Annotated in this window: 22 protein-coding genes; 3 read left to right on the top strand and 19 right to left on the bottom strand. The window is 67.0% G+C overall.

Going from position 1 to position 22,940, the window contains the following annotated elements:
• Positions 1 to 40: 40 nt before the first annotated feature.
• Positions 41 to 241 (bottom strand): hypothetical protein, encoded by a 201-nt coding sequence (locus tag G7Y49_RS06185; protein WP_165172062.1) that lies wholly within the window; start codon positions 239 to 241, stop codon positions 41 to 43.
• A complete protein-coding gene (truA, locus tag G7Y49_RS06180) occupies positions 241 to 1,029 on the bottom strand; it encodes a tRNA pseudouridine(38-40) synthase TruA (RefSeq protein WP_165172126.1) in 789 nt (262 codons plus the stop codon). The genes G7Y49_RS06185 and truA overlap by 1 nt, the downstream gene beginning before the upstream one ends.
• Before the next feature lie 308 nt (positions 1,030 to 1,337).
• On the opposite strand from truA, the gene G7Y49_RS06175 reads away from it, so the two are divergent.
• The 3 genes from G7Y49_RS06175 (at position 1,338) to G7Y49_RS06165 (ending at position 4,220) form a co-directional block, all read left to right on the top strand.
• Positions 1,338 to 2,021: a hypothetical protein gene (locus G7Y49_RS06175; protein WP_165172103.1), complete on the top strand. Its 684-nt coding sequence runs from the start codon at positions 1,338 to 1,340 to the stop codon at positions 2,019 to 2,021.
• A 176-nt stretch (positions 2,022 to 2,197) separates the two neighbouring features.
• The gene (locus G7Y49_RS06170) at positions 2,198 to 2,992 is read left to right on the top strand and encodes a class B sortase (RefSeq protein ID WP_165172102.1); all 795 of its coding nucleotides are present in this window, start codon (positions 2,198 to 2,200) and stop codon (positions 2,990 to 2,992) included.
• 235 nt (positions 2,993 to 3,227) lie between these two features.
• The gene (locus G7Y49_RS06165) at positions 3,228 to 4,220 is read left to right on the top strand and encodes an LCP family protein (protein ID WP_165172100.1); all 993 of its coding nucleotides are present in this window, start codon (positions 3,228 to 3,230) and stop codon (positions 4,218 to 4,220) included.
• Positions 4,221 to 4,354: 134 nt separating this feature from the next.
• Here G7Y49_RS06165 and dnaE read toward each other — a convergent pair whose 3' ends face one another.
• The 17 genes from dnaE to G7Y49_RS06080 form a co-directional block, all read right to left on the bottom strand.
• Positions 4,355 to 7,801, bottom strand: coding sequence for a DNA polymerase III subunit alpha (gene dnaE / locus G7Y49_RS06160; protein ID WP_165172098.1), 3,447 nt, complete (start codon positions 7,799 to 7,801; stop codon positions 4,355 to 4,357).
• Between the two features lie 253 nt (positions 7,802 to 8,054).
• Positions 8,055 to 8,498 carry a F0F1 ATP synthase subunit epsilon gene (locus G7Y49_RS06155; protein WP_165172096.1) on the bottom strand — a complete coding sequence of 148 codons (444 nt, stop codon included), beginning with the start codon at positions 8,496 to 8,498 and terminating at the stop codon, positions 8,055 to 8,057.
• Positions 8,498 to 9,940, bottom strand: a complete 1,443-nt coding sequence (gene atpD, locus G7Y49_RS06150; protein ID WP_165172095.1) for a F0F1 ATP synthase subunit beta — start codon at positions 9,938 to 9,940, stop codon at positions 8,498 to 8,500. The genes G7Y49_RS06155 and atpD overlap by 1 nt, the downstream gene beginning before the upstream one ends.
• Positions 9,941 to 10,867: an ATP synthase F1 subunit gamma gene (atpG, locus tag G7Y49_RS06145; RefSeq protein WP_165172094.1), complete on the bottom strand. Its 927-nt coding sequence runs from the start codon at positions 10,865 to 10,867 to the stop codon at positions 9,941 to 9,943.
• A gap of 12 nt (positions 10,868 to 10,879) precedes the next feature.
• Positions 10,880 to 12,451 (bottom strand): F0F1 ATP synthase subunit alpha, encoded by a 1,572-nt coding sequence (gene atpA / locus G7Y49_RS06140; protein WP_172136396.1) that lies wholly within the window; start codon positions 12,449 to 12,451, stop codon positions 10,880 to 10,882.
• Complete coding sequence (atpH, locus tag G7Y49_RS06135) at positions 12,445 to 13,023, bottom strand: ATP synthase F1 subunit delta (protein WP_165172092.1); 579 nt, start codon at positions 13,021 to 13,023, stop codon at positions 12,445 to 12,447. Before atpH ends, atpA begins: the two co-directional genes overlap by 7 nt.
• Positions 13,013 to 13,507 carry a F0F1 ATP synthase subunit B gene (atpF, locus tag G7Y49_RS06130; protein WP_241157292.1) on the bottom strand — a complete coding sequence of 165 codons (495 nt, stop codon included), beginning with the start codon at positions 13,505 to 13,507 and terminating at the stop codon, positions 13,013 to 13,015. Before atpF ends, atpH begins: the two co-directional genes overlap by 11 nt.
• 167 nt (positions 13,508 to 13,674) lie before the next feature.
• On the bottom strand, positions 13,675 to 13,893 hold the full coding sequence (locus tag G7Y49_RS06125) for a F0F1 ATP synthase subunit C (RefSeq protein ID WP_206214578.1): 219 nt from the start codon (positions 13,891 to 13,893) through the stop codon (positions 13,675 to 13,677).
• A 169-nt stretch (positions 13,894 to 14,062) separates the two neighbouring features.
• Entirely contained in the window at positions 14,063 to 14,866 is an 804-nt protein-coding gene (gene atpB / locus G7Y49_RS06120) for a F0F1 ATP synthase subunit A (protein ID WP_165172082.1), read from the bottom strand.
• 21 nt (positions 14,867 to 14,887) lie between these two features.
• Entirely contained in the window at positions 14,888 to 15,169 is a 282-nt protein-coding gene (locus G7Y49_RS06115) for a hypothetical protein (RefSeq protein WP_165055233.1), read from the bottom strand.
• A 190-nt stretch (positions 15,170 to 15,359) separates the two neighbouring features.
• Positions 15,360 to 16,616 (bottom strand): serine hydroxymethyltransferase, encoded by a 1,257-nt coding sequence (glyA, locus tag G7Y49_RS06110; protein WP_165172081.1) that lies wholly within the window; start codon positions 16,614 to 16,616, stop codon positions 15,360 to 15,362.
• Between the two features lie 42 nt (positions 16,617 to 16,658).
• Positions 16,659 to 17,099: a ribose 5-phosphate isomerase B gene (gene rpiB / locus G7Y49_RS06105; RefSeq protein ID WP_165172079.1), complete on the bottom strand. Its 441-nt coding sequence runs from the start codon at positions 17,097 to 17,099 to the stop codon at positions 16,659 to 16,661.
• Positions 17,100 to 17,349: 250 nt separating this feature from the next.
• Positions 17,350 to 18,312: an alpha/beta fold hydrolase gene (locus G7Y49_RS06100; protein WP_165172077.1), complete on the bottom strand. Its 963-nt coding sequence runs from the start codon at positions 18,310 to 18,312 to the stop codon at positions 17,350 to 17,352.
• Positions 18,313 to 18,455: 143 nt separating this feature from the next.
• Entirely contained in the window at positions 18,456 to 19,055 is a 600-nt protein-coding gene (locus G7Y49_RS06095) for an L-threonylcarbamoyladenylate synthase (protein WP_165172076.1), read from the bottom strand.
• A gap of 229 nt (positions 19,056 to 19,284) precedes the next feature.
• Positions 19,285 to 19,707 carry an MGMT family protein gene (locus G7Y49_RS06090; protein WP_165172074.1) on the bottom strand — a complete coding sequence of 141 codons (423 nt, stop codon included), beginning with the start codon at positions 19,705 to 19,707 and terminating at the stop codon, positions 19,285 to 19,287.
• Positions 19,700 to 21,379: an NAD(P)/FAD-dependent oxidoreductase gene (locus G7Y49_RS06085; protein ID WP_165172072.1), complete on the bottom strand. Its 1,680-nt coding sequence runs from the start codon at positions 21,377 to 21,379 to the stop codon at positions 19,700 to 19,702. Before G7Y49_RS06085 ends, G7Y49_RS06090 begins: the two co-directional genes overlap by 8 nt.
• Entirely contained in the window at positions 21,376 to 22,833 is a 1,458-nt protein-coding gene (locus G7Y49_RS06080; RefSeq protein ID WP_241157291.1) for an aminoacetone oxidase family FAD-binding enzyme, read from the bottom strand. The genes G7Y49_RS06085 and G7Y49_RS06080 overlap by 4 nt, the downstream gene beginning before the upstream one ends.
• Positions 22,834 to 22,940: the final 107 nt, after the last annotated feature.

Below are 22,940 nucleotides of genomic sequence, written 5' to 3'. Positions count from 1 at the left end.
CGCTTTCGCGCGGGCTGCCGCATCGAGCGGGCGCGCTCCCCTAGGCGAGCTTCGAGGCGTCGACGGAGGTCAGATGTCCGTCCTCGTCCTCGAAGAGGCACAGGCGGCCGTCATGGCTCTCGTAGAGCATGCTGAACGTGGCGGGGGACGCAGGGCGCTCGCGCCCGAAGCGCTCCTCGGCAGGCGCCGCGTCCGCGCCGCCCATGCCGACGTCCCCGCGCCCGCCGCCGTGCGGCGCCATCAGTACCGCACCTGCCAGAACACGAGGCCGCGCGCCGGCGCGTTCTCGCCCGCCGCCGTGCGGTCGCGCGCCGCGAGCACGTCGCGCACCCAGCCGGGCTCGCGCTGCCCGCGCCCCACCATCACGAGCGTGCCCACGATGGTGCGCACCATGGAGTGCAGAAACGCGTTCCCCACCACCGTGATAACGAGCACGTCCTCCCCCATCACGCGCTCGCGCGCAAACGAGACCTCGCTCACGTTGCGGCACGTGGGCTTGCCCACGGCGCTCGCCGCCATGCAGAAGCTCTTGAAGTCGTGCTCGCCGATGAGGTGCGCGGCGGCGGCCTCCATGGCCCCCACGTCGAGCGACGCGGGGATGTGCCACGAGAAGTCGCGCATGAAGATGGGTGGCACGTCGCCCGTGCAGATGTGGTAGCGGTACTCGCGCGCGACGGCGTCGAAGCGCGCCGAGAAGCCGCGCGGGCGCTCCTCGACCGCGCGCACGACGATGCCCTCGTGCGTGAGAGCGTTCATCGAGCGCCGCAGGCTGTGCGGCGTGCGGTCGCGCAGCTCGGCCGCGTCAACGTCGAAGCTCACCACCTGGCCGCGGGCGTGCACGCCCGCGTCGGTGCGCCCCGCGCACGTCGTGGGAACCTCGCGGCGGAACAGCAGGGCGAGCGCGCGCTCGAGCTCGCCCTGCACCGTGAGCTGCCCCGGCTGCCGCGCGAACCCGCAGAACGGCGCCCCGTCATACGCCACCGTACATGAAAGCGTGAGGTCATGTGAATATGTGGCGTTGGCGTCCATGGAGGCTATTGTAGCGAACGGACAGGCGAAGGAGACGTTGCGCAAGGCTTCTCCGCACTTTCGGCGCGACTAGGGCGCTCTTTCGCCAAACCAGCGCAGCAACTGAGCAAGCACGCCTCCCATCAGGCACTTCACAATTTTTTCACATATCACGTCAGAACGGTGGCGTACGTGACAAAAAACTCATCTTTTCGTCGCAAGCCGAGCAAAGGGCGTCTTTTATCCTTGAGTCGCTTCAGCTTCCAGGCGTAGAATTTCGGCGTACGTTTTCGTGCGCGCATAGAAAACCTAGAGAAAGAAGGAGACGCATGCGTAAGAAGTTTGTTGCAGTGGCCTGCGCCGCTGCGCTCGCGCTGTCCATGCCGACGCTGGCATTTGCCACGGGCAGCAATCAAGGCGGCGGGCCGGGCACTGACACCCCCACTGCGCCGGACAACCAGGGAGACGACGATCTTGGCCCGAAGCCGAATACGGTTTACTACAGTGATGTCAACTACTATTCCGAGCTCAACAAGGTTGTGGGGGAAATAAGCGGCACCGACAAGGACAGCAACCCTTATTCTGCCACTGTCACGCTTAAAGACGCCAAGGACGTTACGATTGTGCCGACCGACAAGAAGGCGTCCAACGTCGATGAGTCCATCGAGTATACGAGGATGCAGTCCTTCGAGATCACCTCTAAGGATTTCAAGGCTGGAGACGAGCTTGTGACCGTCGTATGGAGGCCTTACGAGGATGCTATTGGCTACGTCTGCTACGTCTACGTTGAGCATGGTGACGGCACCAAGTCTGAGTCGTTCTGCCTCCCTGTTGACGAGGAGGGCAAAGTGACGCTCACCATGGGCAACCTGTCCACCGTCACGTTCGGTCTGACCGACCAGAAGTTCAACCAGGATGCTGCCGATAAGTACAATGCGAAGCACAACAACGGTGGCAAGGCTCAGGCTGTCGACAATAGCGCAAAGTCCCCGAAGACGGGCGACGCGCTCTAAGAGCTAACTCCCCTCTTATTGGAGATCAGATGAAAGAGAGGCTTGCGCAAGCGGGCCTCTCTTTTGCGTACTGTCTTCTTGCTGCCTGAACAACGAGGCCGCATGCCTCAAGGCATGTCGCCATCTCTCAGGCAGCAAGAAGGCAACATGCCTTGAGGCTACGAAGGAGACCCATCATGCGCATATCATCCCTTTCCCCCACGATCTTGAAGAAACGCACAGCACGCCTCGCGACTGTCGTCGCCCTCGCAGCGGCGCTCGCCCTCTGCTTGACGGGCTGCTCCCCTGCTCCTGCGGAAGGACCGAACATCGACTCGCTCGATGCCAACGACCTGCCCGCCCTTCCCTCTGAGGAGAAGGCCGAGAACCCCATCGACTTCGCGACCCTGCAGGAGGAGAACGCTGACGTGTACGCGTGGATCTACGTCCCCGACACCGAAGTCAACCTGCCGGTGCTGCAGAATGCCGTCGCCGACAACTACTACCTCGTCCACGACGTCCATGGCAACGAGTCGGAGCTCGGCGCCATCTACTCGCAGTCAGTCAATTCCACCGACTTCACCGACCCGGTCACCGTCCTCTACGGGCATACGTTCGAAGTCAACCAGGAATGGCGTGACGAGATGTTCGGCACCCTGCACAACTTCGAAGACGCCGAGTTCTTCGACAACCACCCGAACTTCTACATCTACACGCCCACGCAGGTGCTCACCTACGAGATCGTGTCGGCTTACGAATACGACAACCGCCACATCCTGAACTCGTTTGACTTCGAAGACCCCGCCGTCGTGCAGGAGTACTACGACTACGTGGTCAACCCCGACTCGATGGTGAAGAACGTGCGCGAGGGCGAGCAGCTCGTCGCCGGCGAGGACACCATCGTACAGCTGAGCACCTGCACGCGTCCTGCCAACGACGCGGCACGTTACCTCGTCACGGGGGTCCTGGTCGATGCCCAAGCAACCGAGTAACCCCGACGCCAAGGTCTCGCGCGCGCGACACGCGAGACCCGCCGTCGCGCAGCCGCTGCCCCAGCCTGCTCCTCAAGAAGCTGACGCAGCTCACAGGGCCAGCGCGAGGCGCATCCTCCAAGAAGCGGGCGCAGCATCCTCGCGCGATGCCGACGCGGAGCACGCCTCCCAGGAAGCTCCCGCGCACTACACACGGCGGCGCAAGCGACGGCACAAGCGCAAGGTCAAGCGCGCGGTGCTCATCGCAGCCATCGCCATCATCCTCGTCATCATCATGGTTGGCGTGGCAGCGGCATGCCTCATCAACGCCGGGCGAAGCAGCCTCCTCCAGGAAGCTGCCACCGTAGAGACGAGCGAGGACGCCGTCTCGCACGACGACGGCAAGACCGTCACGTACAACGGCAAAACGTACAGGCTCAACGAGAACGTCACCTCCATCTGCGTCATCGGCAACGACCAGGAGAGCAGCGTGCCCGCCGAGGGGTTCAACGGTCAAGCCGACGTTATCATGGTGATGGCGCTCGACACCGAGACAGGCGAGATCACGGGCATATCCATCCCCCGTGATTCGATGGTCGAGGTCAACCGAAACTACCACGGCAGCGACAAGCTCTACGACACGAAGCGCCTGCAGATAAGTCTTGCCTACGCCTACGGCACATCCGACGAGGCGAGCAGCGAGCTCGTGTGCACGGCCGCCTCGCGCATCCTCTACAACATCCCGATCAACTACTACTACACCATAAGCATGTCAGGCATCGCCGCCCTCGCAGACGCCGTCGACGGCGTCACCGTGGAGGCGCTGGAAACCATCCCCAACACAAGCATTCGCGAGGGCGAGACGGTGATACTGTACGGCAAAGAGGCGCTGCGCTACGTGCAGTGGCGTGACGCGACCGAGTACGGCTCAGCGCTCGACCGTCAAGCGCGCCAGCAGCAGTTCGTATCCGCGCTGGCCTCACAGGCCCTCGAGACGGCGAAGAGCAACCCTTCCGTACTCGTCGACCTCTTCAACACCATGTCTGCGTACTCTACCACCAACCTCGGCGCGGCGGAGTTCAGCTACCTTGCCTCGATCGTCGTCGGGCACGGCGTCGAGTCCCTCGACCTCACGAGCCTGCAAGGCGAATCAGTTTACAACGAGGAGAGCCCCTGGGAGCAGTTCATCCTCGACAAGGACGCCGTCTACCAGACCGTCCTCGACGTCTACTACACGCCCGTCGAATAGCTCGAGCAGCACAGCTCAAGCAGCAGAAGCGCCGACGCAACCGCGTCGGCGCTTTTTTTCGTTTGGCTTCCTGCGTGAGTCACCTTACGCGAGATCCACCCTCATGCTGCTGAGCAGAGCGCCTCTCGCCCCCCTTACACGGCCCGGCCGAAGAGCTCGGAGAGCTCGCTGCGCATGATGGGGCTGCGCGCGTCCACGCTCACGGGCAGCTCAGCGCGGAACTTGCGGCCGTCGGACTGCTGCACGAACAGCACCACGCCGTCGCGCCCCGGGTAGGACCTCAGGATGCGGTTGAGGCGCAGGCTGCGGTTCTGGTCGAACTCGGCCGAGGAGATGCGCAGCTCGAGGTGCGCGGGGCGCGCGTCCTCGTCAGACAGCTCGATGGACTCCAGCTCAAAGCACATGATCTGGTTGCCGCGGTCGCTGTGCTCGAACTTGCCCTTGACCTTGGCGATCACGTCCTCCTGGATGACCTCGGAGAAGTCGTCGTACTTGAAGCAGATGCACTCGACGTGCCCCGTGGTGTCCTCGAGCGTGAACGTGGCCATCTTCGTGCCGCGCTTGGTGAGCTTCACCACCACGTTCGAGATCATGCCCACGAACGTGGCGTTCTTGATCTCCTTCGTGCGCTCGGCCAAGTCCCCCAGCTGGTACTTCGTCATGCGGGCGATCGCGCCCTCGTACGGCGCCAGCGGGTGCTCCGAGACGTAGATCTTCATGATCTCCTTCTCGTAGGCGAGCTTCGTGCGCTTGTCCCACTCCACGCCGTCGGGCTCGGGCACGTCTTCCTTGAAGGAGTCGTCCGTGTCGGCGAACATGCTGAACATGTCCATCTGGCCGGCGTCGCGGTCCTTCTGGCGCTTGGCCGCGCCCTCGAGCAGCGGCGTCTCGTCCACGAAGTGCATGAGCTGCTTGCGCGTGTAGCCCGTGGAGTCGAACGCCCCGCCCTTGATGAGCGCCTCGAGCGTCTTGCGGTTGTAGCACTTGGCATCGAGGCGGTTCACGAAGTCGTGTAGGCTCGTGTAGGGCCCGTTCGCCTCGCGCTCGGCGATGATGGCGTCGGCCACGTTCTTGCCCACGCCGCGCACGCCGACCAGGCCGAAGCGGATGCCCTCGTCAACGGGGGTGAACTCGGCGTTGGACGAGTTGATGTCAGGCGGCAGCACGGGCGTGCCGTTGTGGTTGCAGCTCGCGATGTACTTGATGAGGCGGTCAGTGTTGCCCATGTAGCTGGACAGCACGGCGGCCATGAACTCGTTCGGGTAGTGCGCCTTCAGATACGCCGTGCGCATGACCAGGATGGCGTACGCCGCCGAGTGCGACTTGTTGAACGCGTACTTCGCGAACTTCTCGGCGTCCTCCCAGATCTGCTTCGCTATCTCGAGCGAGAAGCCGTTCTCCACCGCGCCGGTGTTCCAGTCCTCCTGCAGCGCGCGCATGACGTCGAGCTTCTTCTTGCCCATGGCCTTGCGCAGCTTGTCGGCCTTGCCGGCGGAGAAGCCGCTCATGGCCATGGAGATCTGCATGATCTGCTCTTGGTAGACCATGGTGCCGTAGGTCTCCTCCAAGATGGGGCGCAGGCGGTCGTCGTAGTAGTGGATGGCCGTCTTGCCGGAGGCCACCTTGATGTAGTCCTCCACCATGCCCGACTCGAGCGGGCCCGGGCGGTTCAGCGCGATGGAGGCCACGATGTCGGAGAAGCGGTGCGGTGGGAGGCGCGCGAACAGGCTCACGTAGAGCGCGCCCTCCACCTGGAACAGCCCGTCCATGTTGCCCGTGCGCATGAGCGCGAAGGCGCCCTCGTCGTCGGTGGGGATCTCCTCGGGGACCACCTTGGTGCCGTAGCGCGCCTCGATGTTGCGGCAGGCGCGCGACAGCACGCCCAGCGTGCGCAGGCCCAGGAAGTCCATCTTGAGCAGGCCCAGGTCAGGCGTGTAGTGGCCGTCGTACTGCGTGATGATGCCGCCGCCCTTGGTGTCGCGCTTCATGGGCACGTGGTCGCTCATGGGGTCGCGGCAGATGATGGTGGCGCACGCGTGCACGCCCTCGCCGCGCACGTGCCCCTCGATGGACTTGGCCGCGTCGATGACGGCCTTCACGTCCTCCTCGGTCTGGTAGGCCTTCTTGAGGTCGGGGTTGGTGTCGAGCGCCTTGTCGATGGTGATGCCGAGCTCGTCGCCGATCATCTTGGTGATCTTGTCGCCCGTGGAGTACGGGTAGTCGAGCACGCGCGCCGCGTCGCGCACGGCGTTCTTGGCCTGCAGCTTGCCGAACGTGATGACGCCCGACACGTGGTCCTCGCCGTACACCTCCTTGATGTGCTCGATGACCTCGCCGCGGCGCTCGTCCTCGAAGTCGACGTCGATATCGGGCATCTCCACGCGCTCGGGGCTCAGGAAGCGCTCGAACAGCAGGCCGTTCGAGAGCGGGTCGAGGTCGGTGATGCCCATGGCATACGCCACGATGGCGCCTGCGGCCGAGCCGCGGCCCGGCCCGACGCCGATGCCCTGGCTGCGCGCCCACTCGATGTACTCCTGCACGATGAGGAAGTACGCCGGGAAGCCCTGCTGGATGATGATGCCCATCTCGTAGTCGGCGCGCTCGCGCACCTCGGGCGGCACCGGCTCGCCGTAGCGGTGGACGAGGCCCTCGTCGACGCGCTTGCGGAACCAGCTCTCCTCCGTCTCGCCCTCCGGCAAGGGGAAGCGCGGCAGGATGGAGTCGCGCTCGAGCTCGACGTTGACCTTGCTCGCCACCTCGACGGTGTTGTCGCACGCCTCGGGGAAGTCGCGCAGCGCCTCGCGCATCTCCTCTTCCGTCTTCATGTAGAACTGGTCGTTGGCGAACTTCATGCGCTTCGTCTCGTTCACGAGCGAGCCCGTGCCGATGCACAGCATGATGTCCTGCGCGCGGGCGTCCTCCTGCAGAAGGTAGTGGAAGTCGTTCGTGGCGATGGTCTTGAGGCCCGCGGCGCGGGCCACGTCGGTGAGCAGGTGGTTGAGCTCGGTCTGCGTGAAGCCCGCGTCCGTGCGGATGCCCTGGTTCTGCAGCTCGATGTAGAAGTCGCCCGGATCGAAGCAGCTCGCGAACCGGCGCGCCCACTCCACCGCGTCGTCGAACTGGCGGTTATCCAGAAGCTTCGGGATGATGCCGGCGATGCAGGCCGACGAGCCGATGATGCCGTGGCCGTACTTCTGCAGCATGGAGAAGGTGGTGCGCGGCTTGTAGTAGAAGTTGTCGACGTGTGACTCGCTCACGAGCTTGAGCAGGTTGTGGTAGCCCTCGTTGTTCTTCGCGAGCAGCAGCAGGTGGTAGAGGCGCGGCTTGACGTCGGTGCGCAGCTCCTCGTCGGTGGTGAAGTACACCTCGCAGCCGTAGATGGGCTTGACCTTCTTGCCCGTCTCCTTCTCCACCGCGGCGCACGCGTCGCACAGCTCCGGCACGCCGCTCATCACGCCGTGGTCGGTGATGGCCACCGCCGGCATGTCGAGGTCAGCCGCGCGGCGCACCATGTCCTTCACGTGGGTGGCGCCGTCGAGCAGGGAGTATTCGGTGTGGTTATGCAGATGGACGAAAGCCATGGGGGTACCGCCTCGCTTACGTATCGCGTATGCGCATGCTGGAGTTAGGGAGGATGTGCGCGAAAAAGCCAACTTACGTTCGCGTGTCATGATACCAGCATTCGAGGCGAACAAACGGTGAGGTTTGCATGAGTTTGACCGAGCGGCGCCTGCGGCCTGCGTGCGCCCGCGCGCGCCCGAGCCCTCCCCCGACAATGAAGGGGCCCGCGCCTTGCGGCGCGGGCCCCTCAAACAGGCTCTCGGTTAGAGGTTTTTATTTAGTGGATCCGTTCGCGTAGTCAAGCTGCATCTGATACCACTCCAGCTTGACGCGGCCTGTGCTTAGCTCAGCTTCGTCCTGCTTGTCGGGGTGCGGCTTCTTCTCAAGCCCCTCGAGGCGCAGGCGCAGCCGATCAGCCTTCTGGCGGATCTCAGCGACGTCGATCAACTCGACGTCCTTGCCGAAGCGGCCGAGCACCGTGACCACGTCGTTGTAGACCTGGGCAGCACCCTGGTACAGGATGAACTTCTTCTGGTCGTTGCCCGCAGCATCGAGGTTGATGGTGAGGACGCCGCCAGACTTGTTCGTCGCCACGAGCATCTCATGGCCCGGAAGGACACCGTAGGCGCCGTCGATGCCCGGGATGTTCGCGTAGTAGATCTCGCCCGAGAACAGCTCACGCGTAGGAATAGCCACTGTGCAGTGGAGCGTAGCCATTAGTCCTCATCCTTCTGCATAGCCTCGTAAGCAGCGTGGACGTCCTCGATGGCCCCCTTGTACACGAAGCACTGCTCCGGGATGTGGTCGCACTTGCCGTCGAGGATCTCGGCGAACGAGCGCACCGTGTCCTCAACGCGCACGTACTTGCCCGGGTTGCCCGTGAACACCTCGGCCACGTGGAACGGCTGGCCCAGGAACTTCTGGATCTTACGCGCGCGGTTCACGGTAAGCTTCTGCTCCTCGGAGAGCTCGTCCATGCCCAGGATGGCGATGATGTCCTGCAGGTCCTTGTACTGCTGGAGGATCTGCTGCACGCCCACGGCCACGCGGTAGTGCTCCTCGCCGACGATCTCGGGGTCGAGCGCGCGGGAGGTGGACTCCAGCGGGTCGACGGCCGGGTAGATGCCCAGCTCGGCGATGGAGCGGGACAGAACCGTCTTCGCGTCGAGGTGGGTGAACGTGGTGGCCGGAGCCGGGTCGGTCAGGTCGTCAGCGGGAACATAGACGGCCTGCACCGAGGTGATGGAGCCGGTGGTGGTGGAGCAGATGCGCTCCTGCAGGTCGCCCATCTCGGTTGCCAGCGTGGGCTGGTAGCCCACGGCGGAGGGCATGCGGCCCAGAAGCGCGGACACCTCGGAGCCGGCCTGCGTGAAGCGGAAGATGTTGTCCACGAACAGCAGAACGTCCTGGCCCTGGTCACGGAAGTACTCGGCCTCGGTCAGGCCCGCCAGGCCGACGCGCAGACGCGCTCCCGGGGGCTCGTTCATCTGGCCGTAGACCAGGCAGGTCTTGTTGATGACGCCCGACTCGCTCATCTCGAGGAACAGGTCGGTGCCCTCGCGGGTGCGCTCGCCCACGCCGGTGAACACGGACGTGCCGCCATGCTCCTGGGCGAGGTTGTTGATGAGCTCCTGGATGCACACGGTCTTGCCGACGCCAGCGCCGCCGAACAGGCCCGTCTTGCCGCCCTTGACGTAGGGCTCGATGAGGTCGATGACCTTGATGCCGGTCTCGAACACCTCGGTCGTGGTGGTCAGGGTGTCGAACGCCGGTGCCGGATGGTGGATCGGCAGCCACTCGACGTTCTCGGGCATGGGCTTGCCGTCAACCGGCTCGCCCATGACGTTCCAGATGCGGCCCAGGGTCGCGGGACCCACGGGCATCATGATGGGGGCGCCGGTGTCGACAGCCTCGATACCGCGCACCATGCCGTCGGTCGAAGACATGGCGACGGTGCGGACCAAGTCGCCCGGGAGGTGCGTCTGCACCTCGAGCACCGTGCTGATCTCCCCCGACGGGGTCTTTGCGTTAACGGTCAGGGCGTTGTAGATGGCCGGCATCTGGTCCGGCGGAAACTCCACATCCACAACAGCGCCAACGATGCGGACAACGCGTCCCGTGGCACCCTGGCTGACCGTCTTTTCGTTAGTTTCAGCCATTTATTCCTCCAAAGCTGCGGCACCGCCAACGATCTCGGTGATCTCGGTGGTGATTGCACCCTGGCGCACGCGGTTGTACACGCGGGTCAAGGTCGAGACCATCTCGGTCGCGTTGTCAGTTGCCGACTTCATTGCGTTGCGGCGAGCGCCTTGCTCACCTGAGGCCGAGTCGAGAAGGGCGTAGAAGAACGCGTTGCGCAAGTACGCCTGCATCAGATAGAACATGACCGACTCGGCATCAGGCTCGAAATCAATGTCGCCCATGATGGTTTCGTCCTTGTCGCGGTAGGCGTCAAGGACGTCCTCCTCCTTGGGCGTGAGCCCTAAGAGCTCAGCGTAGGACTGCTGGTTGATCGGCAGGACCTGCTGCTCGACCAGCGTCTGCTCGGCAGCGTTCCTCGCGTGGTTGTACACGATGTAGACCTCGTCGAGCCTGCCGTAATGGTAGCCGTCGCCGGCGTAGATCGACAGCTCGGCTGCCTGCTCGTACGTCGGGTCGGCGGATAGCCCTGCGAACTCGAACACCGGCTTGATGCCACGGTAGCTGAAGTAGCCGATGGCCTTCTTGCCACAGGCGGCCACTTCGACTTCGACGCCCTGACGCTCCTTCTCCTTGATGAGTTTTTCGGCGTGACGCAGCACGTTGCTGTTGAAGCCGCCAGCAAGGCCGCGGTCAGACGTCACCACAACGATGAGGGCGCGCTTGACCTCCGCATGCGTCTGCAGAAGAGGCTCGGAGTCAATGGGCGCGTACTTCGCCGTGCTGATGAGCATGTCCGAGATGGCGCATGCCCACGGCAGGGCGTTCGCCACCCGCTCAGACGAGCGGCGAATCTTTGCAGCAGCAACCATTTCCATGGTGCGCGTGATCTGCTTCGTCGAGGTGACGGAGTTGATACGCCTTTCAATGTCGTGAAGGTTGGGCATAGTGACCGTCCCTTATGCCGTCGTCGCGAAGGACTTCTTGAATGCCTCGATGGCGGCAGTCAAGTCAGCCTTGATCTCGTCGGTCAGCTTCTTCTCCTTGACGATGGCCGCGAGGACCTCCGGCTTGGAGGCGCGCAGGTAGTCGAGCAGCTCGTTGCGGAAGCGCACGACGTCGCCGAGCGGCAGGTCGTCGAGGAAGCCCTCGTTGCCCGCGTAGATGGCGGCAACCTGCTCGGCAACCGGCATCGGGAAGTAGCGGCCCTGCTTCAGAAGCTCGGTCATGTGGGCGCCGCGGGTCAGCTGGTCCTGGGTGGCCTTGTCGAGGTCGCTGCCGAACTGGGTGAACGCCTTGAGCTCGCGGTAGGACGCGAGGTCGAGGCGCAGGGAGCCGGCAACCTGCTTCATGGCCTTGATCTGCGCGGAGCCGCCTACGCGGGACACGGAGATGCCCACGTCGACTGCGGGGCGCTGACCCTGGAAGAACATGTCGGTCTGCAGGAAGATCTGGCCGTCGGTGATGGAGATCACGTTGGTCGGGATGTAGGCGGACACGTCGCCGGCCTGCGTCTCGATGATCGGCAGAGCGGTCATGGAGCCGGAGCCGTTCTCCTCGGACATCTTGACCGCGCGCTCGAGCAGGCGAGAGTGCAGGTAGAACACGTCGCCCGGGTAAGCCTCGCGTCCCGGCGGGCGGCGCAGGGTCAGCGACATCTGGCGGTAGGCCACCGCCTGCTTGGACAGGTCATCGTAGACGATGAGGACCGCGCGGCCCGGGTTCTCCTTGGAGGCCGGCTTGCCGTCCTCGCCGTTGTAGATGAAGAACTCGCCCATGGCGGCGCCAGCCATCGGCGCGATGTACTGCAGCGGCGCCGAGTCGGACGCGGAGGCAGCCACGATGATGGTGTTCTCCATGGCGCCGTGGCGCTCGAGGGTCTCGACGACGCCGGCAACCGTGGAGGCCTTCTGGCCGACAGCGACATAGATGCAGATCATGTCGGTGCCCTTTTGGTTGATGATGGCGTCGATCGCGATAGCGGTCTTGCCGGTCTGGCGGTCGCCGATGATGAGCTCGCGCTGGCCGCGGCCAATCGGGATCATCGAGTCGATGGCCAGGATGCCGGTCTGCATGGGCTCGTGCACGGGCTGGCGGGAGATGACGCCCGGAGCCTTGAACTCGACGGGGCGCATACCCTCGGCCTTGATGGGGCCCTTGCCGTCGATCGGCATGCCCAGGGGGTTCACCACGCGGCCGAGCATGCCCTTGCCCGAGGGAACCTCCACGATACGGCCGGTCGTGCGGACCTGGTCGTTTTCCTTGATTGCGGTGACGTCACCGAGAAGAACGGCGCCTACCTCGTCCTCTTCGAGGTTCTGGGCCAGACCGTAGACGGTCTTGCCACCCTCCCCGACGAACTCGAGAAGCTCACCGGCCATGGCGTCACGCAGACCGTCGACGCGCGCGATGCCGTCGCCGACCTGGATGACCGTGCCGACCTCGCGGGACTCTACGCTGACGTTCAGCGAGTCAAGCTGCTTGCGCAGTGCGGCGTCAATAGCCTGAGCGGTGATTTCAGTCACTAGCATTCACCTCCATCTGTTGTTTCCTTGAGCACGTGGCGCGCGTTGTTCAGCTGCGAGATGACGCTCGCGTCGATGCGCTTGCCGTTCACGCTCATGATGATGCCGCCCAAGATGGAAGGGTCGATGCGCTCGCGCAGCACCGCCTTCTTTCCCAGCTCGGCCTCAGCTTTCTCAATAATGATGTGGCGCAGGTTGTCGTCGAGTGCAACGACGGTCGTAACGTCTACCACACACAAATTCAGCTTGGTATCAAGCTCGTCCCCGTAGGCTGCGAAGACGCGATTCAGGAGACCCGCGTCCCCGCGCTCTGCCATGACCGCCATGACCTCGGTGAACGCCGGGTTGCACTCGGCGAACACCGCGTGGGCAAGCGCGTTGCGCTGCTCAGGGACATAGGAGGTGTCAGACAGGGCCCCGGAGAGGTCCATGTCGGAGTGCATCAGGTGGATGATCTCCTCCATCTGGTTGCGCACTTCGAGCACGGCATCCTGCCCGCCAGCTTCGTTCGCGGCGTCAAACATGACGGCGGCGTACGCAGCAACTTCCTCTTTGACGACAAGACGATTAGTTGGCATTGAAGCTACCTGCCTCTTTGACGTAGCGCTCGATGATCTGGCGATGCTCGCCCTCGGTGAGGTCCTCACCGATCAAGCGCGCGGCAACGTCAACCGAGGTGTCAGCGACAGACGCCTGAAGGTCGGCGATAGCCTGCTTCTTCTCGGCCTCGATGGCCACCTTCGCCTTGGCGATCATGTCAGCGGCCTCGGCCTGGGCCTTGGCGGTGATGTCAGCCTTGACCGCATCGCCCGTGGCACGAGCCTCAGCCATGATCTGCGCGGACTGCGCTTTCGCGTCAGCCAGCTGCTTCTGGTACTCCGCAAGCACACGCTCGCTCTCGATCTGCGCTTCCTCGGACTTCTTCAGGGCTTCCCTGATGTTGTGCTCGCGCTTGGTGACGATGTTGTCGATCACCGGCCAGCCGAACTTCGCGAGGATGACGAGAATGATAACGAAGGCGACGAGCATCGGGATGAACTCGTTCATATCGGGAATGAGCACCGCGATGCCCTCTTTTTCAGAAGCGAACGCGAGGGTGGGGAAAGCACACGCAAGGCTTGCTGCAGCAGCTGCAGCGGCACCGGCCTTTGCCAACTTCTTGTTCAGTTTCGCTTTCACTTATCCACCTTCTTTCCTAAAGCTTGATGTAATCGTACGATCAGGCGTCTTTAGAAGATGAAGGTGAGAACGAAGCCGATGAGCGCCAGAGCCTCGGCCAGAGCGCCGAAGATCAGGGCGTTGGTGAACAGCTTGCCGGCGATCTCAGGCTGACGCGCGGAGCCGATGCACAGGCCGTAGCCGCACAGACCGAGGCCGATGCCGGGGCCAAGGGTGCCGATGCCGTAGCCGACTACCTTGAGGGCAGCGAGAACCATTGTAATTTCCACAGTTTCCTCCTTTTACCGTTTTTGAGCCTGTTTCTCAAAAACACTTGTACATATGTCTCTCAGCGCAAGGATTACGCTGGTGAAACCGAAGCAAGGGGTGCGGACGAGGTCCGCTTCGGGCGCGCGGGCTTGCCGCCCGGGCGCTGTGCGCGCGGGGCGCGCGGGGCGCTTAGTGCTCGGACGTCGCCAGGCCGACGTAGACCGCCGACAGGATGGTGAACACGTAAGCCTGCAAGAACGCGACCAGGCACTCGAGCACGTACATGATGAACAAGAACGCGAACCAGGCGATGGACGCCACGCCCACGGGATTGGCGAAGTTGATGAGGTCCAGGATGAAGAACTGGGTCATGATGGCGAACACGCCGAGGATCACGTGCCCCGCGAACATGTTGCCGTAGAGTCGGACGGCCAGCGTGAGCAGACGGACGACCAGGGAGAAGAACTCGAAGAACCAGATGATCGGAACCATCACCACGGGAAGGCCGGACGGGGCGATCGACTTGAGGTAGCCCAGGCCGCCCTTCGCCTTGATGCCGTAGAAGTTGAAGTAGATGAAGGACACCAGAGCGAGCGCCCAGGTGACGGACAGCGAGCCGGTCGGGGTCTTCGTGCCCGGGATGAGGCCGATCACGTTGCTGATGAAGATGAAGAAGAACAGCGTGGCCAGAAACGGGATGTGCTTCTTGTAGCCGTGCCCGATGGCGCCCTCGCCCATGTTGCGGCAGATGGCGTCGTATCCCCAGTCGATGAGGCCGGCGAACTTGCCCTTCGGCGCGATGTCGACCTTGCGCACGCCGGCGAGCACGACCGCCAGCACTATCACGCAGATGATGCACATCCACACGGTGTACTGCGTGATGCCGAAGCCGTTGCCGAAGTCGACGACGAACGTGGAGTTGAACGACTCGCTCAGCTCCTCAATCGGGCCAGCGATATCCGCCAGGGGATTGCCCGTAAGTTCAAAAGCCATGTACCTCTCCTTTACCCTTCTCTATCGACGCTTCGACAAGACCAAGCCGAAGACGATAACCCCGACGACGAACGCCAGAAGCTCGGCTACTGAGTAGGCGACGACCACGTCAGGCGCGATGAGCTTGCACGCGATCATGCCCGCGATGAGGATGACGAACGACGCGATGATGGTGAGCAGAAACGGGGCGAGCATGTCGATGGAATGCGTGGGGTTGACCGTGCGGATCTTCTTCGTGGCCACCCGAAACGGGATGAGGCTCACGAAGCCCACGATGATCGCCACGATGACTGCTATCGCCATAGCTCACTTTCTCGTTCGTCTCTGCACACAATGCGCCCTATCAGAGCCTTCCGTATCATAGCGGAATGTGAAGAACTTGCGAAGGCTCCATAACAAACCCGCATGATTTTCGGGTGAGCGGCAGGCGACGGCTCGGCTTCGATCCGACGACGCGCCGCCCACCCGAAAAGTCCTCCCGATAGGCGAAAAGCTAGTACTCCAAGCCCGGGTAGAGCGGATGCGCCTTGAGGATGCCGTCCACCTCGGCGCGCACGCCGGCGAGCACGCCGGGGTCGCCGGCGTTGAACACCGCGCGGGCGATGAGCTCTCCCACCTGGTAGAAGTCGTCTGCGCCGAGCCCGCGCGTCGTGCCCGCCGCCGAGCCCACGCGGATGCCGCTCGTGACGAACGGCGAGCGCTGCTCGTTGGGGATGGTGTTCTTGTTGGCCGTGAGCCCCACGCCCTCCAGCAGCCGCTCGGCGTCCTTGCCGGTGACGCCCGCGGGGGTGAGGTCCACGAGGCACAGGTGGTTGTCGGTGCCGCCCGACACGAGGCGCAGCCCCCCGTCGGCCATGCCCTGCCCCATCGCGCGCGCGTTCTCCACCACGTGGTCGACGTAGGCGGCGTACTCGGGCGTGAGCGCCTCGCCGAAGGCCACGGCCTTGCCGGCGATCACGTGCATGAGCGGGCCGCCCTGCGCGCCGGGGAAGATCGCCTTGTCGACCTTCCTCGCGATCTCGTCGGAGTTCGTGAGGATGAAGCCGCCGCGCGGGCCGCGCAGCGTCTTGTGGCTCGTGGAGGTGACCACGTCGGCATGCGGCACCGGGCTCGGGTGCGCGCCGGTGGCCACCAGGCCCGCGATGTGGGCCATGTCCACCATGAGGAAGGCGCCCACCTCGTGCGCGATGCGCGCCATGCGCTCGAAGTCGATGACGCGCGGGTAGGCGGAGGCGCCGGCCACGAGAACCTTCGGGCGCACCTCCTTGGCGATGCACTCGACCTCGTCGTAGTCGATGAGCTCGGTGGCGGGGTCCACGCCGTAGGACGCGACGCGGTACAGAAGGCCCGAGAAGTTCACCGGCGAGCCGTGCGTGAGGTGCCCGCCGTGGTCGAGGCTCATGCCGAGCACCACGTCGCCCGGCTCGACGAGGGACAGGTACGCGCCGAAGTTCGCGCTCGCGCCCGAGTGGGGCTGCACGTTGGCGTGCTTCGCGCCGAAGAGCGCGCAGGCGCGGTCGCGCGCGAGGTTCTCCACCACGTCGACCTTCTCGCAGCCGCCGTAGTAGCGCTTGGACGGGTAGCCTTCGGCGTACTTGTTGGTGAGCACGCTGCCGACCGCCTCCATCACGGCGCGCGAGGTGAAGTTCTCCGACGCGATGAGCTCGATGCTGCCGCGCTGGCGAGAGAGCTCGTCAGCGAGCGCGGCGCGCACCTCGGGATCGGTCTGGGCGAGGAATTCCAAGGTCATGGGGCATGGTCTCCTTACGTCGCTTGCGTCGCTTACGTCGCGCTAGTTGTCCTCGAGCTGCATGATCTTCTCGACGCGGCCCGCGTGGCGCCCGCCGCCGAACCCAGTGGAGAGGAACGCGTCCAGGATGCGCTCGTTCTCCTCGAGCTCGACGAAGCGGCCCGACAGCGTGACCACGTTGGCGTCGTTGTGCTCGCGCGCGAGGGCGGCGAACTGCGTGTTGATGACGTTCACGGCGCGGATGCCGCGCACCTTGTTGGCCGCCACCGCCATGCCGATGCCCGTGCCGCACACCAGCACGCCGGCCTCGGCGTCGCCGCGCGCCACATCGCGGGCCACGAGCGCGGCGTAGTCCGGGTAGTCGACGCGCGCGTCGGAGTCGGGGCCGCGGTCCGCCACGTCATGCCCCTCGGCGGCCAGGTAGTCGACGAGGCGCTGCTTCTGCTCGAAGCCCGCGTGGTCGCTTGCGATGCTGATGCGCATGGGTCTGCACCTTTCCCTCGGGCGCCGCGCCCGCGTCTTGCGGAGGGGATGCGGCGCGCTCGTGCTCGTTTACGGTCGTGCTCGTTTTGGGCAGATTGCATTGTATGACGAATCGCCTCGCTCAGGAAGCCGGATTCGGAGGCTTCTCACGCGCTCCACGGGCGGGCGCGGCGGAGGGACGCAGCGGGCGGCGGCGTGTCGGCGGGGTGATGCGCGTGTGAGGCCGGCGTGTCAGCGGCGCGCGGGGCGCCTACGCGGCGGGGGCGCGGTGGGCCTCGAGCCAGGTGAGCACGTCGGCGTACACGCGCTCGCGCCCGTCCTCGTTCAGGATCTCGTGGCGCATGCCCTGGTAGAGCACCACCTCGACCGACTCCACGCCGGCGGCGCGCATGATCTCGGCGGAGGCGCGCACGCCCTCGCCGTTGTCGCCGACGGGGTCATGTGAGCCCGCGATGAACAGGATCGGCAGGTCGGGCGGTATCTTCGCCGCGAGGTCGAGGCGCGCCGCGTCGTAGGTGAGCGCGGTGAGCGCGGCGTAGCCGCCCGCCGTGAACGGGCGCCCGCACAGCTCGTCGGCGATGAACGCGTCGACGTTGGCCTCGTTCGCCGACAGCCAGTCGAACGGCGTGCGCGCGTTCTCCACGGCGCGGGAGTAGGCCCCGTCGGCCACCGAGCGCAGAAAGGGGCTCGCCGCGCGCTCGCCCGACACCCGCGCGATCGTGCGCGCGATCACGTTGCCCGCCTTCGACACCGCGCGCGGCTTGTTCCCCGTGCCGCACAGGATGGCGCCCGCGAGCCCCTCGGCGTGGCGCGTGAGGTAGACGCGCGTGACGAAGCTGCCCATGGAGTGGCCGAACACGAAGTACGGGACGCTGCGCGCGAAGCGGGCGCTCACCAGGCGCCTGAGCGCGTCGACGTCCTCCACGAGCACCTCGGCGCCCCCGCGCGCGGGCATGTGCCCCCAGTCCTCGGGGTCCGTGACGCTCTTGCCGTGGCCGATGTGGTCGTGCGCGCACGCCACGTAGCCGTGCGCGGCCAGCTCGCGCGCGAACGCGTCGTAGCGGCCCGCATGCTCGGACATGCCGTGCACGATCTGCACGATGCCGCGCACGCTCGGCGCGGCGCCCGCCGGGCGCCACAGCAGACCCTTGATCTGGCTTTTCCCGTCAGCGGATGAGAATCCCAGCGCAGTGCGCTCCACGGGGTAGAGCATGAGCCCTCCTTTCGCGTCTCGTCAAAGCCGCGCGCGTGCCTGCGCGGCATGCCTGCGTCAGCATGCGGGCCGCAAGGGCGCGCCGCGTCGCGGGCGGACGCTCCAGCGCCCAGCCCGCCAGGCGGCTCCGGGCGCGCCGGCGCCTAGCCCACCGCCCGCATGTCGGCGACGGTGATCCCTCCCTCGCGCACGAGGAGGGGATGGTCGCCCGTGCAGTCGAGGATGGTGGAGGCCACGCCGCTTCGCGGCGCGTCGTCGACGACCACGCAGCCGACCTGCGCGGCGAAGGCGGCGTCGACGTCGGCGAAGGAGCGCGGCGCGGGCGCGCCGGACGGGTTCGCCGAGGTGGTGGCCAGAGGCGCGCCCACGAGGCGCAGAAGCTCGAGCGCCGTGGCGCTGTCCGGCATGCGCAGCCCGACGGTGCCCGCCGCCGAGCAGAACGCGCGCGGCACGCTTTCGCTCGCGCGCACGATGAGCGTGAGCGGGCCGGGCCAGAACGCCCGCGCGAGCGCGGAGGCGAGCGCCGGGACGTCCTCGCCGAAGCGCGCCAGGTCGCCGGCTGACCCCACGAGCCAGGCGACGGGCTTGCGCGCGTCGCGCTGCTTGAGCTGGTAGAGCTTCTCGGGGCTTTCCGCATGGCGGACCGACACGCCCACGCCGTAGACGGTGTCGGTGGGAAAGATCACGGCCTCGCCGCGCTCGAGGGCGGCAACGGCCTCGGCGGCGGTGGCGGGATGGTTCACGGCGCCTCTCCTTCTGCCTTCGAATGCTGAGCCGTTATCCGCCAGTATAAGGCAAAGCGGGCCCGCGATGGAACCGCGGGCCCGCTTTCATCGGACGGGAGCGCGCAGGGCGCGGGCGGGGCGGGGCGCGACGGCGCCGCCCGCGGTTCGACCCCGCTTCGGCCGCGTCCTCCCCCTTCGGGCGATTGGGTGCCTGGCTGCTCGCGGCTGGAGGGCTGCGCCCTGCCGCTCAGAGCTCGCCGAGCTCGCGCGACCAGTCGAACCCGGGAGGCGGGGCGGTGGGGACCGCCTCGCCGGAGGCGCCCGCGAGAGGCGCGCCCCCAGCCGCCTCGGCGGGATCCCACTGGCAGGCGCCCATGTCGACGTGCTCCTCGTCGGCGAAGGCGACGCCCTCCTCCTCGAGCATCGCGCGCTGCACCTCGGGGCCGCCGAAGGCGAAGCCGCGGCACAGGCCGCCGTCCTTGAACACCACGCGATGGCACGGGATGGAGGCGGCGTCCGAGCCGGGGGCGGGGTTGGCGTGCAGGGCGAAGCCCACGTAGCGCGCCGAGCGCGGGCGCCCGACGAGCCGCGCGATCTGCCCGTAGGTGGCCACCTTGCCGCGCGGTATGCGCCGCACCTGGTCAAACACCTGGTCCGAGAACTCAGCCACGAGGCGCCTCCCCCGCGTCCGCGCATGCGGAGAGGTCCGCGCAGATCGCCTCCGCCACGCGCAGGCCGTCCGTGGCGGCGCTCATGATGCCGCCGGCGTAGCCCGCGCCCTCGCCGCAGGGGTAGAGGCCGGCGATCGTCTTCGACTGGAGGTCGTCGCCGCGCAGGATACGCACGGGGGCCGAGCTGCGCGCCTCGACGCCCGTCATCACAGCCTGCGGGTGCGCGAACCCGCGCAGCTTGGCGTCGAGCGCGGGCAGCCCCTCGGCCAGGGCGTCAGTGACGAGCGGCGGCAGGCACGCGCGCAGGTCGGCCCACGCCACGCCGCGCGGATAGCTCGGGCGCACGAGCGTGCTCTCGTGCCCGCTCTCGTTCGCCAAGAAGTCGCCGACCGTCTGCGCGGGCGCCGTGTAGGGCGCCCGCCCGCCGGCGCTTCCCAGCCCGAACGCCGCGCGCTCGACCTGGCGCTGGAACGCCACGCCGGCGAGCACGTCCTCGCCGGGGAAGTCGTCGGGCTCGATGCCCACGAGCAGCGCGCTGTTGGCGTTGGCGCCGTCGCGCGCGAAGCGGCTCATGCCGTTCACGCACACGCCGCCCTCCTCGCTCGCCGCGGCCACCACCTCGCCGCCGGGGCACATGCAGAACGTGTACACGCCGCGGCCCGCCCTCGTGTGCGCCGCGAGCTTGTAGTCGGCCGCGCCGAGCGCCGGATGGCCCGCCGCCGCGCCGTACTGCGCCTGGTCGATGAGCTCCTGCGGGTGCTCGATGCGCACGCCGACGGCGAAGGGCTTGCGCTCGAGCGCCGCGCCGGCCCATCGCAGCATCTCGTAGGTGTCGCGCGCGGAGTGCCCGCAGGCCAGCACGAGGCGGCAGGCGGGCTCGACGCGCACCGCGCCCGTGCGCACGTCGCGCAGGCGCACCGCGGCCACGCGCCCGCCCATGACGTCGATGCCGTCAAGCTGGGTGAGGAAGCGCACCTCCCCGCCTTCGGCGATGACGCGCTCGCGCAGGTTGCGCACCACGCCCGCGAGCTTGTCGGTGCCGATGTGGGGCTTGGCCGCCACGAGGATGTCGCGCGGCGCGCCGGCCTCGGCGAACGCCTCGAGCACGTGGCGGATGTGGGGGCTTCTCGTCCCCGTGGTGAGCTTCCCGTCGGAGAACGTGCCCGCGCCGCCTTCGCCGAACTGGACGTTCGCCGCCACGTCGAGCTCGCCGCCCGCCGCGAACGCCTCGATGGCGGCGAGGCGCTCCTCGACCGCGGCGCCGCGCTCGACCACGAGCGGACGCAGGCCGGCGCGCGCGAGGTAGAGCGCGCAGAACAGGCCCGCGGGGCCCGTGCCCACCACGACGGGCCGCGTCTCGCCCGCCTCGGCGAACGCGGCGGCGCAGTCCGGCACGCGCAGGGGCTCGGGCGGCACGTGGGGCTTCACGCTCACGCCCTTGGCGGGGCGCGGCGAGACGGCGTTCGGCACCTCGACGGCGCAGGTCACCACGAAGTGGACGCTTCTCTTCCTGCGCGCGTCGACGCTGCGCCGAAGCAGGCGCACGTCCCTGACCGCGTCAGGCGCGACGCCGAGCGCCGCGGCGACCTCCCGGCGCAGAAGGCTCGCGCGATCAGGCAGCAGGGCGTCAAGCGACACCGGGACGTTCGACGCCTCCACGCACCGCGTCATGCGCGCACCGCGCCTTCCGCGCCCTGCGCATTCTGCGCGTTTCGCGAGCTCCGCGCCGCCTCCGCGCGCCCGGCCGCTTGGGGACCCCGCGCCACCTCCGCAACCCCTGCCGCCCGCGCGTTCTGCGCAGCGCCGAGCGCGCGCACGGCGCTGCGGCCCGCGAGCAGGCCGCTCGCCCACGCCCAGTGCAGGTTGTAGCCGCCGCAGGGCGCGTCCACGTCGAGCGCCTCGCCCGCCACGTAGAGCCCCGGCACCGCGCGCGCCTCGAGCGTGCGCACGTCGAAGCCCGCCACGTCGAAGCCGCCGCGCGTCACCTGGCACTGGCGCACGTCACCTAGCCCCTCGACCGCCAGCGCGAAGCGCTTGAGCACGCGCGCGAGGTCGTCGAGGGAGGCGCTGGCGAGCAGGGTGTCGTCCTCGTGCCCGAGGCTCTCCAGCAGCACGTGGGCCACCTGCGGCAGCACCATGCCGCGCAGGAAGTCCTCGCAGGTGAGCGCATCGCCGAAGATCGAGGCGAGCTGCGCGCGGCGGCGCGCGAGGAAGCCGGACGCGCTCGCGGGCTCGACGCGGGGCAGGAAGTCCACCGCAAGCTCGTCGCCCGGGCGCGCGTGGCGCGACAGGTTGAACGCCGCGATGCCCGACACGCCGTACTTGCGGAACATCACCTCGCCCGGCTCGCGCCGCAGAAGCTCGCCGGCGCGCCACAGCTCGAGCGCGCCGCGCACGCGGATGTTGTCGAGCTGGCGCACGAGGCGCGTCTCAGTGGCGATCGGCCCGAGCACCGGGCGCTGCGCGCGGAACGCGAGCGCGTCGGGCAGCATCTCATGCGCCACGCGCCCGCCGCAGGCCACCACCACCGCGTCCGCGCGGAAGAACGCGCCGTCGTGCAGGCGCAGCGTGAAGGGCTTGCCCGGCGCGCGCGGCGGCTCCACCACGTCGACGCGGGCGTCGCAGCGCACCTCGACGCCCGCCGCCGCAGCCGCGGCGCGCAGCACGTCGAGCACGGCGGACGCCTTGTTGGCCTGCGGGTACAGCCGCCCCTCCGACTCCTCGCGCCACATGAGGCCGTGCGCGGCGAAGAAGTCGAGCACGGCGGCGCCCGGGCCGGGGGAGAAGCGCGCCCGGCGCGAGGGCTCCCGGCCGCAGGCGAGCGCCTCGGCGTTGCCGAGCACGGCCTCGACGAACTTCGCGTTGCGGTAGAGCTTCGGGTCGATGCGCGCGTTGGAGAAGTTGCAGCGCCCGTTGCCCGTGGCGAGGATGGAGCGCCCCACCCGCTCGTCAGCCTCGAGCACCGCCACGCGCACGCCCGCGTCCGGCGAGCTCGCGCTCGCGCTTGGCGTCAAGACCGCGGGCGCGCCCGCGTTCGCGCCGCCATGCGCACGCACGTCCTCCGCAGCCGCCACGGCAGCCGCCAGCCCGGCGGCCCCGCCGCCTATGATCGCAAGAGTTGTCATGGGTGCCATTATAAGGCAACGCCCCGCGCGCCGCGCGCCGGCCTGCGTCTCCGCCGCCAACGAAAAAGGCGGCCCCGGCTTCCCGGGGCCGCCTTGCGGACGCGGAT

Origin of the sequence: Adlercreutzia sp. ZJ242 (genome assembly GCF_011038995.1) — a bacterium.
Lineage (GTDB): Bacteria > Actinomycetota > Coriobacteriia > Coriobacteriales > Eggerthellaceae > CAAEEV01.
Note: the sequence above shows the minus strand (reverse complement) of the source record. Positions and strands in the feature narration are given on the sequence as shown.

Bases quoted from the DNA above. Each gene is read 5' to 3' on its own strand.
- glyA (WP_165172081.1), bottom strand. From the start codon at position 16,616: ATGACCTTGGAATTCCTCGCCCAGACCGATCCCGAGGTGCGCGCCGCG.
- G7Y49_RS06115 (WP_165055233.1), bottom strand. From the start codon at position 15,169: ATGGCGATAGCAGTCATCGTGGCGATCATCGTGGGCTTCGTGAGCCTC.
- atpG (WP_165172094.1), bottom strand. From the start codon at position 10,867: ATGCCCAACCTTCACGACATTGAAAGGCGTATCAACTCCGTCACCTCG.
- dnaE (WP_165172098.1), bottom strand. From the start codon at position 7,801: ATGGCTTTCGTCCATCTGCATAACCACACCGAATACTCCCTGCTCGAC.
- atpH (WP_165172092.1), bottom strand. From the start codon at position 13,023: ATGCCAACTAATCGTCTTGTCGTCAAAGAGGAAGTTGCTGCGTACGCC.
- atpD (WP_165172095.1), bottom strand. From the start codon at position 9,940: ATGGCTGAAACTAACGAAAAGACGGTCAGCCAGGGTGCCACGGGACGC.
- G7Y49_RS06100 (WP_165172077.1), bottom strand. From the start codon at position 18,312: ATGCTCTACCCCGTGGAGCGCACTGCGCTGGGATTCTCATCCGCTGAC.
- G7Y49_RS06155 (WP_165172096.1), bottom strand. From the start codon at position 8,498: ATGGCTACGCTCCACTGCACAGTGGCTATTCCTACGCGTGAGCTGTTC.
- G7Y49_RS06185 (WP_165172062.1), bottom strand. From the start codon at position 241: ATGGCGCCGCACGGCGGCGGGCGCGGGGACGTCGGCATGGGCGGCGCG.
- G7Y49_RS06085 (WP_165172072.1), bottom strand. From the start codon at position 21,379: ATGACGCGGTGCGTGGAGGCGTCGAACGTCCCGGTGTCGCTTGACGCC.
- atpA (WP_172136396.1), bottom strand. From the start codon at position 12,451: ATGCTAGTGACTGAAATCACCGCTCAGGCTATTGACGCCGCACTGCGC.
- G7Y49_RS06170 (WP_165172102.1), top strand. From the start codon at position 2,198: ATGCGCATATCATCCCTTTCCCCCACGATCTTGAAGAAACGCACAGCA.
- atpB (WP_165172082.1), bottom strand. From the start codon at position 14,866: ATGGCTTTTGAACTTACGGGCAATCCCCTGGCGGATATCGCTGGCCCG.
- truA (WP_165172126.1), bottom strand. From the start codon at position 1,029: ATGGACGCCAACGCCACATATTCACATGACCTCACGCTTTCATGTACG.
- G7Y49_RS06175 (WP_165172103.1), top strand. From the start codon at position 1,338: ATGCGTAAGAAGTTTGTTGCAGTGGCCTGCGCCGCTGCGCTCGCGCTG.
- rpiB (WP_165172079.1), bottom strand. From the start codon at position 17,099: ATGCGCATCAGCATCGCAAGCGACCACGCGGGCTTCGAGCAGAAGCAG.
- G7Y49_RS06080 (WP_241157291.1), bottom strand. From the start codon at position 22,833: ATGACAACTCTTGCGATCATAGGCGGCGGGGCCGCCGGGCTGGCGGCT.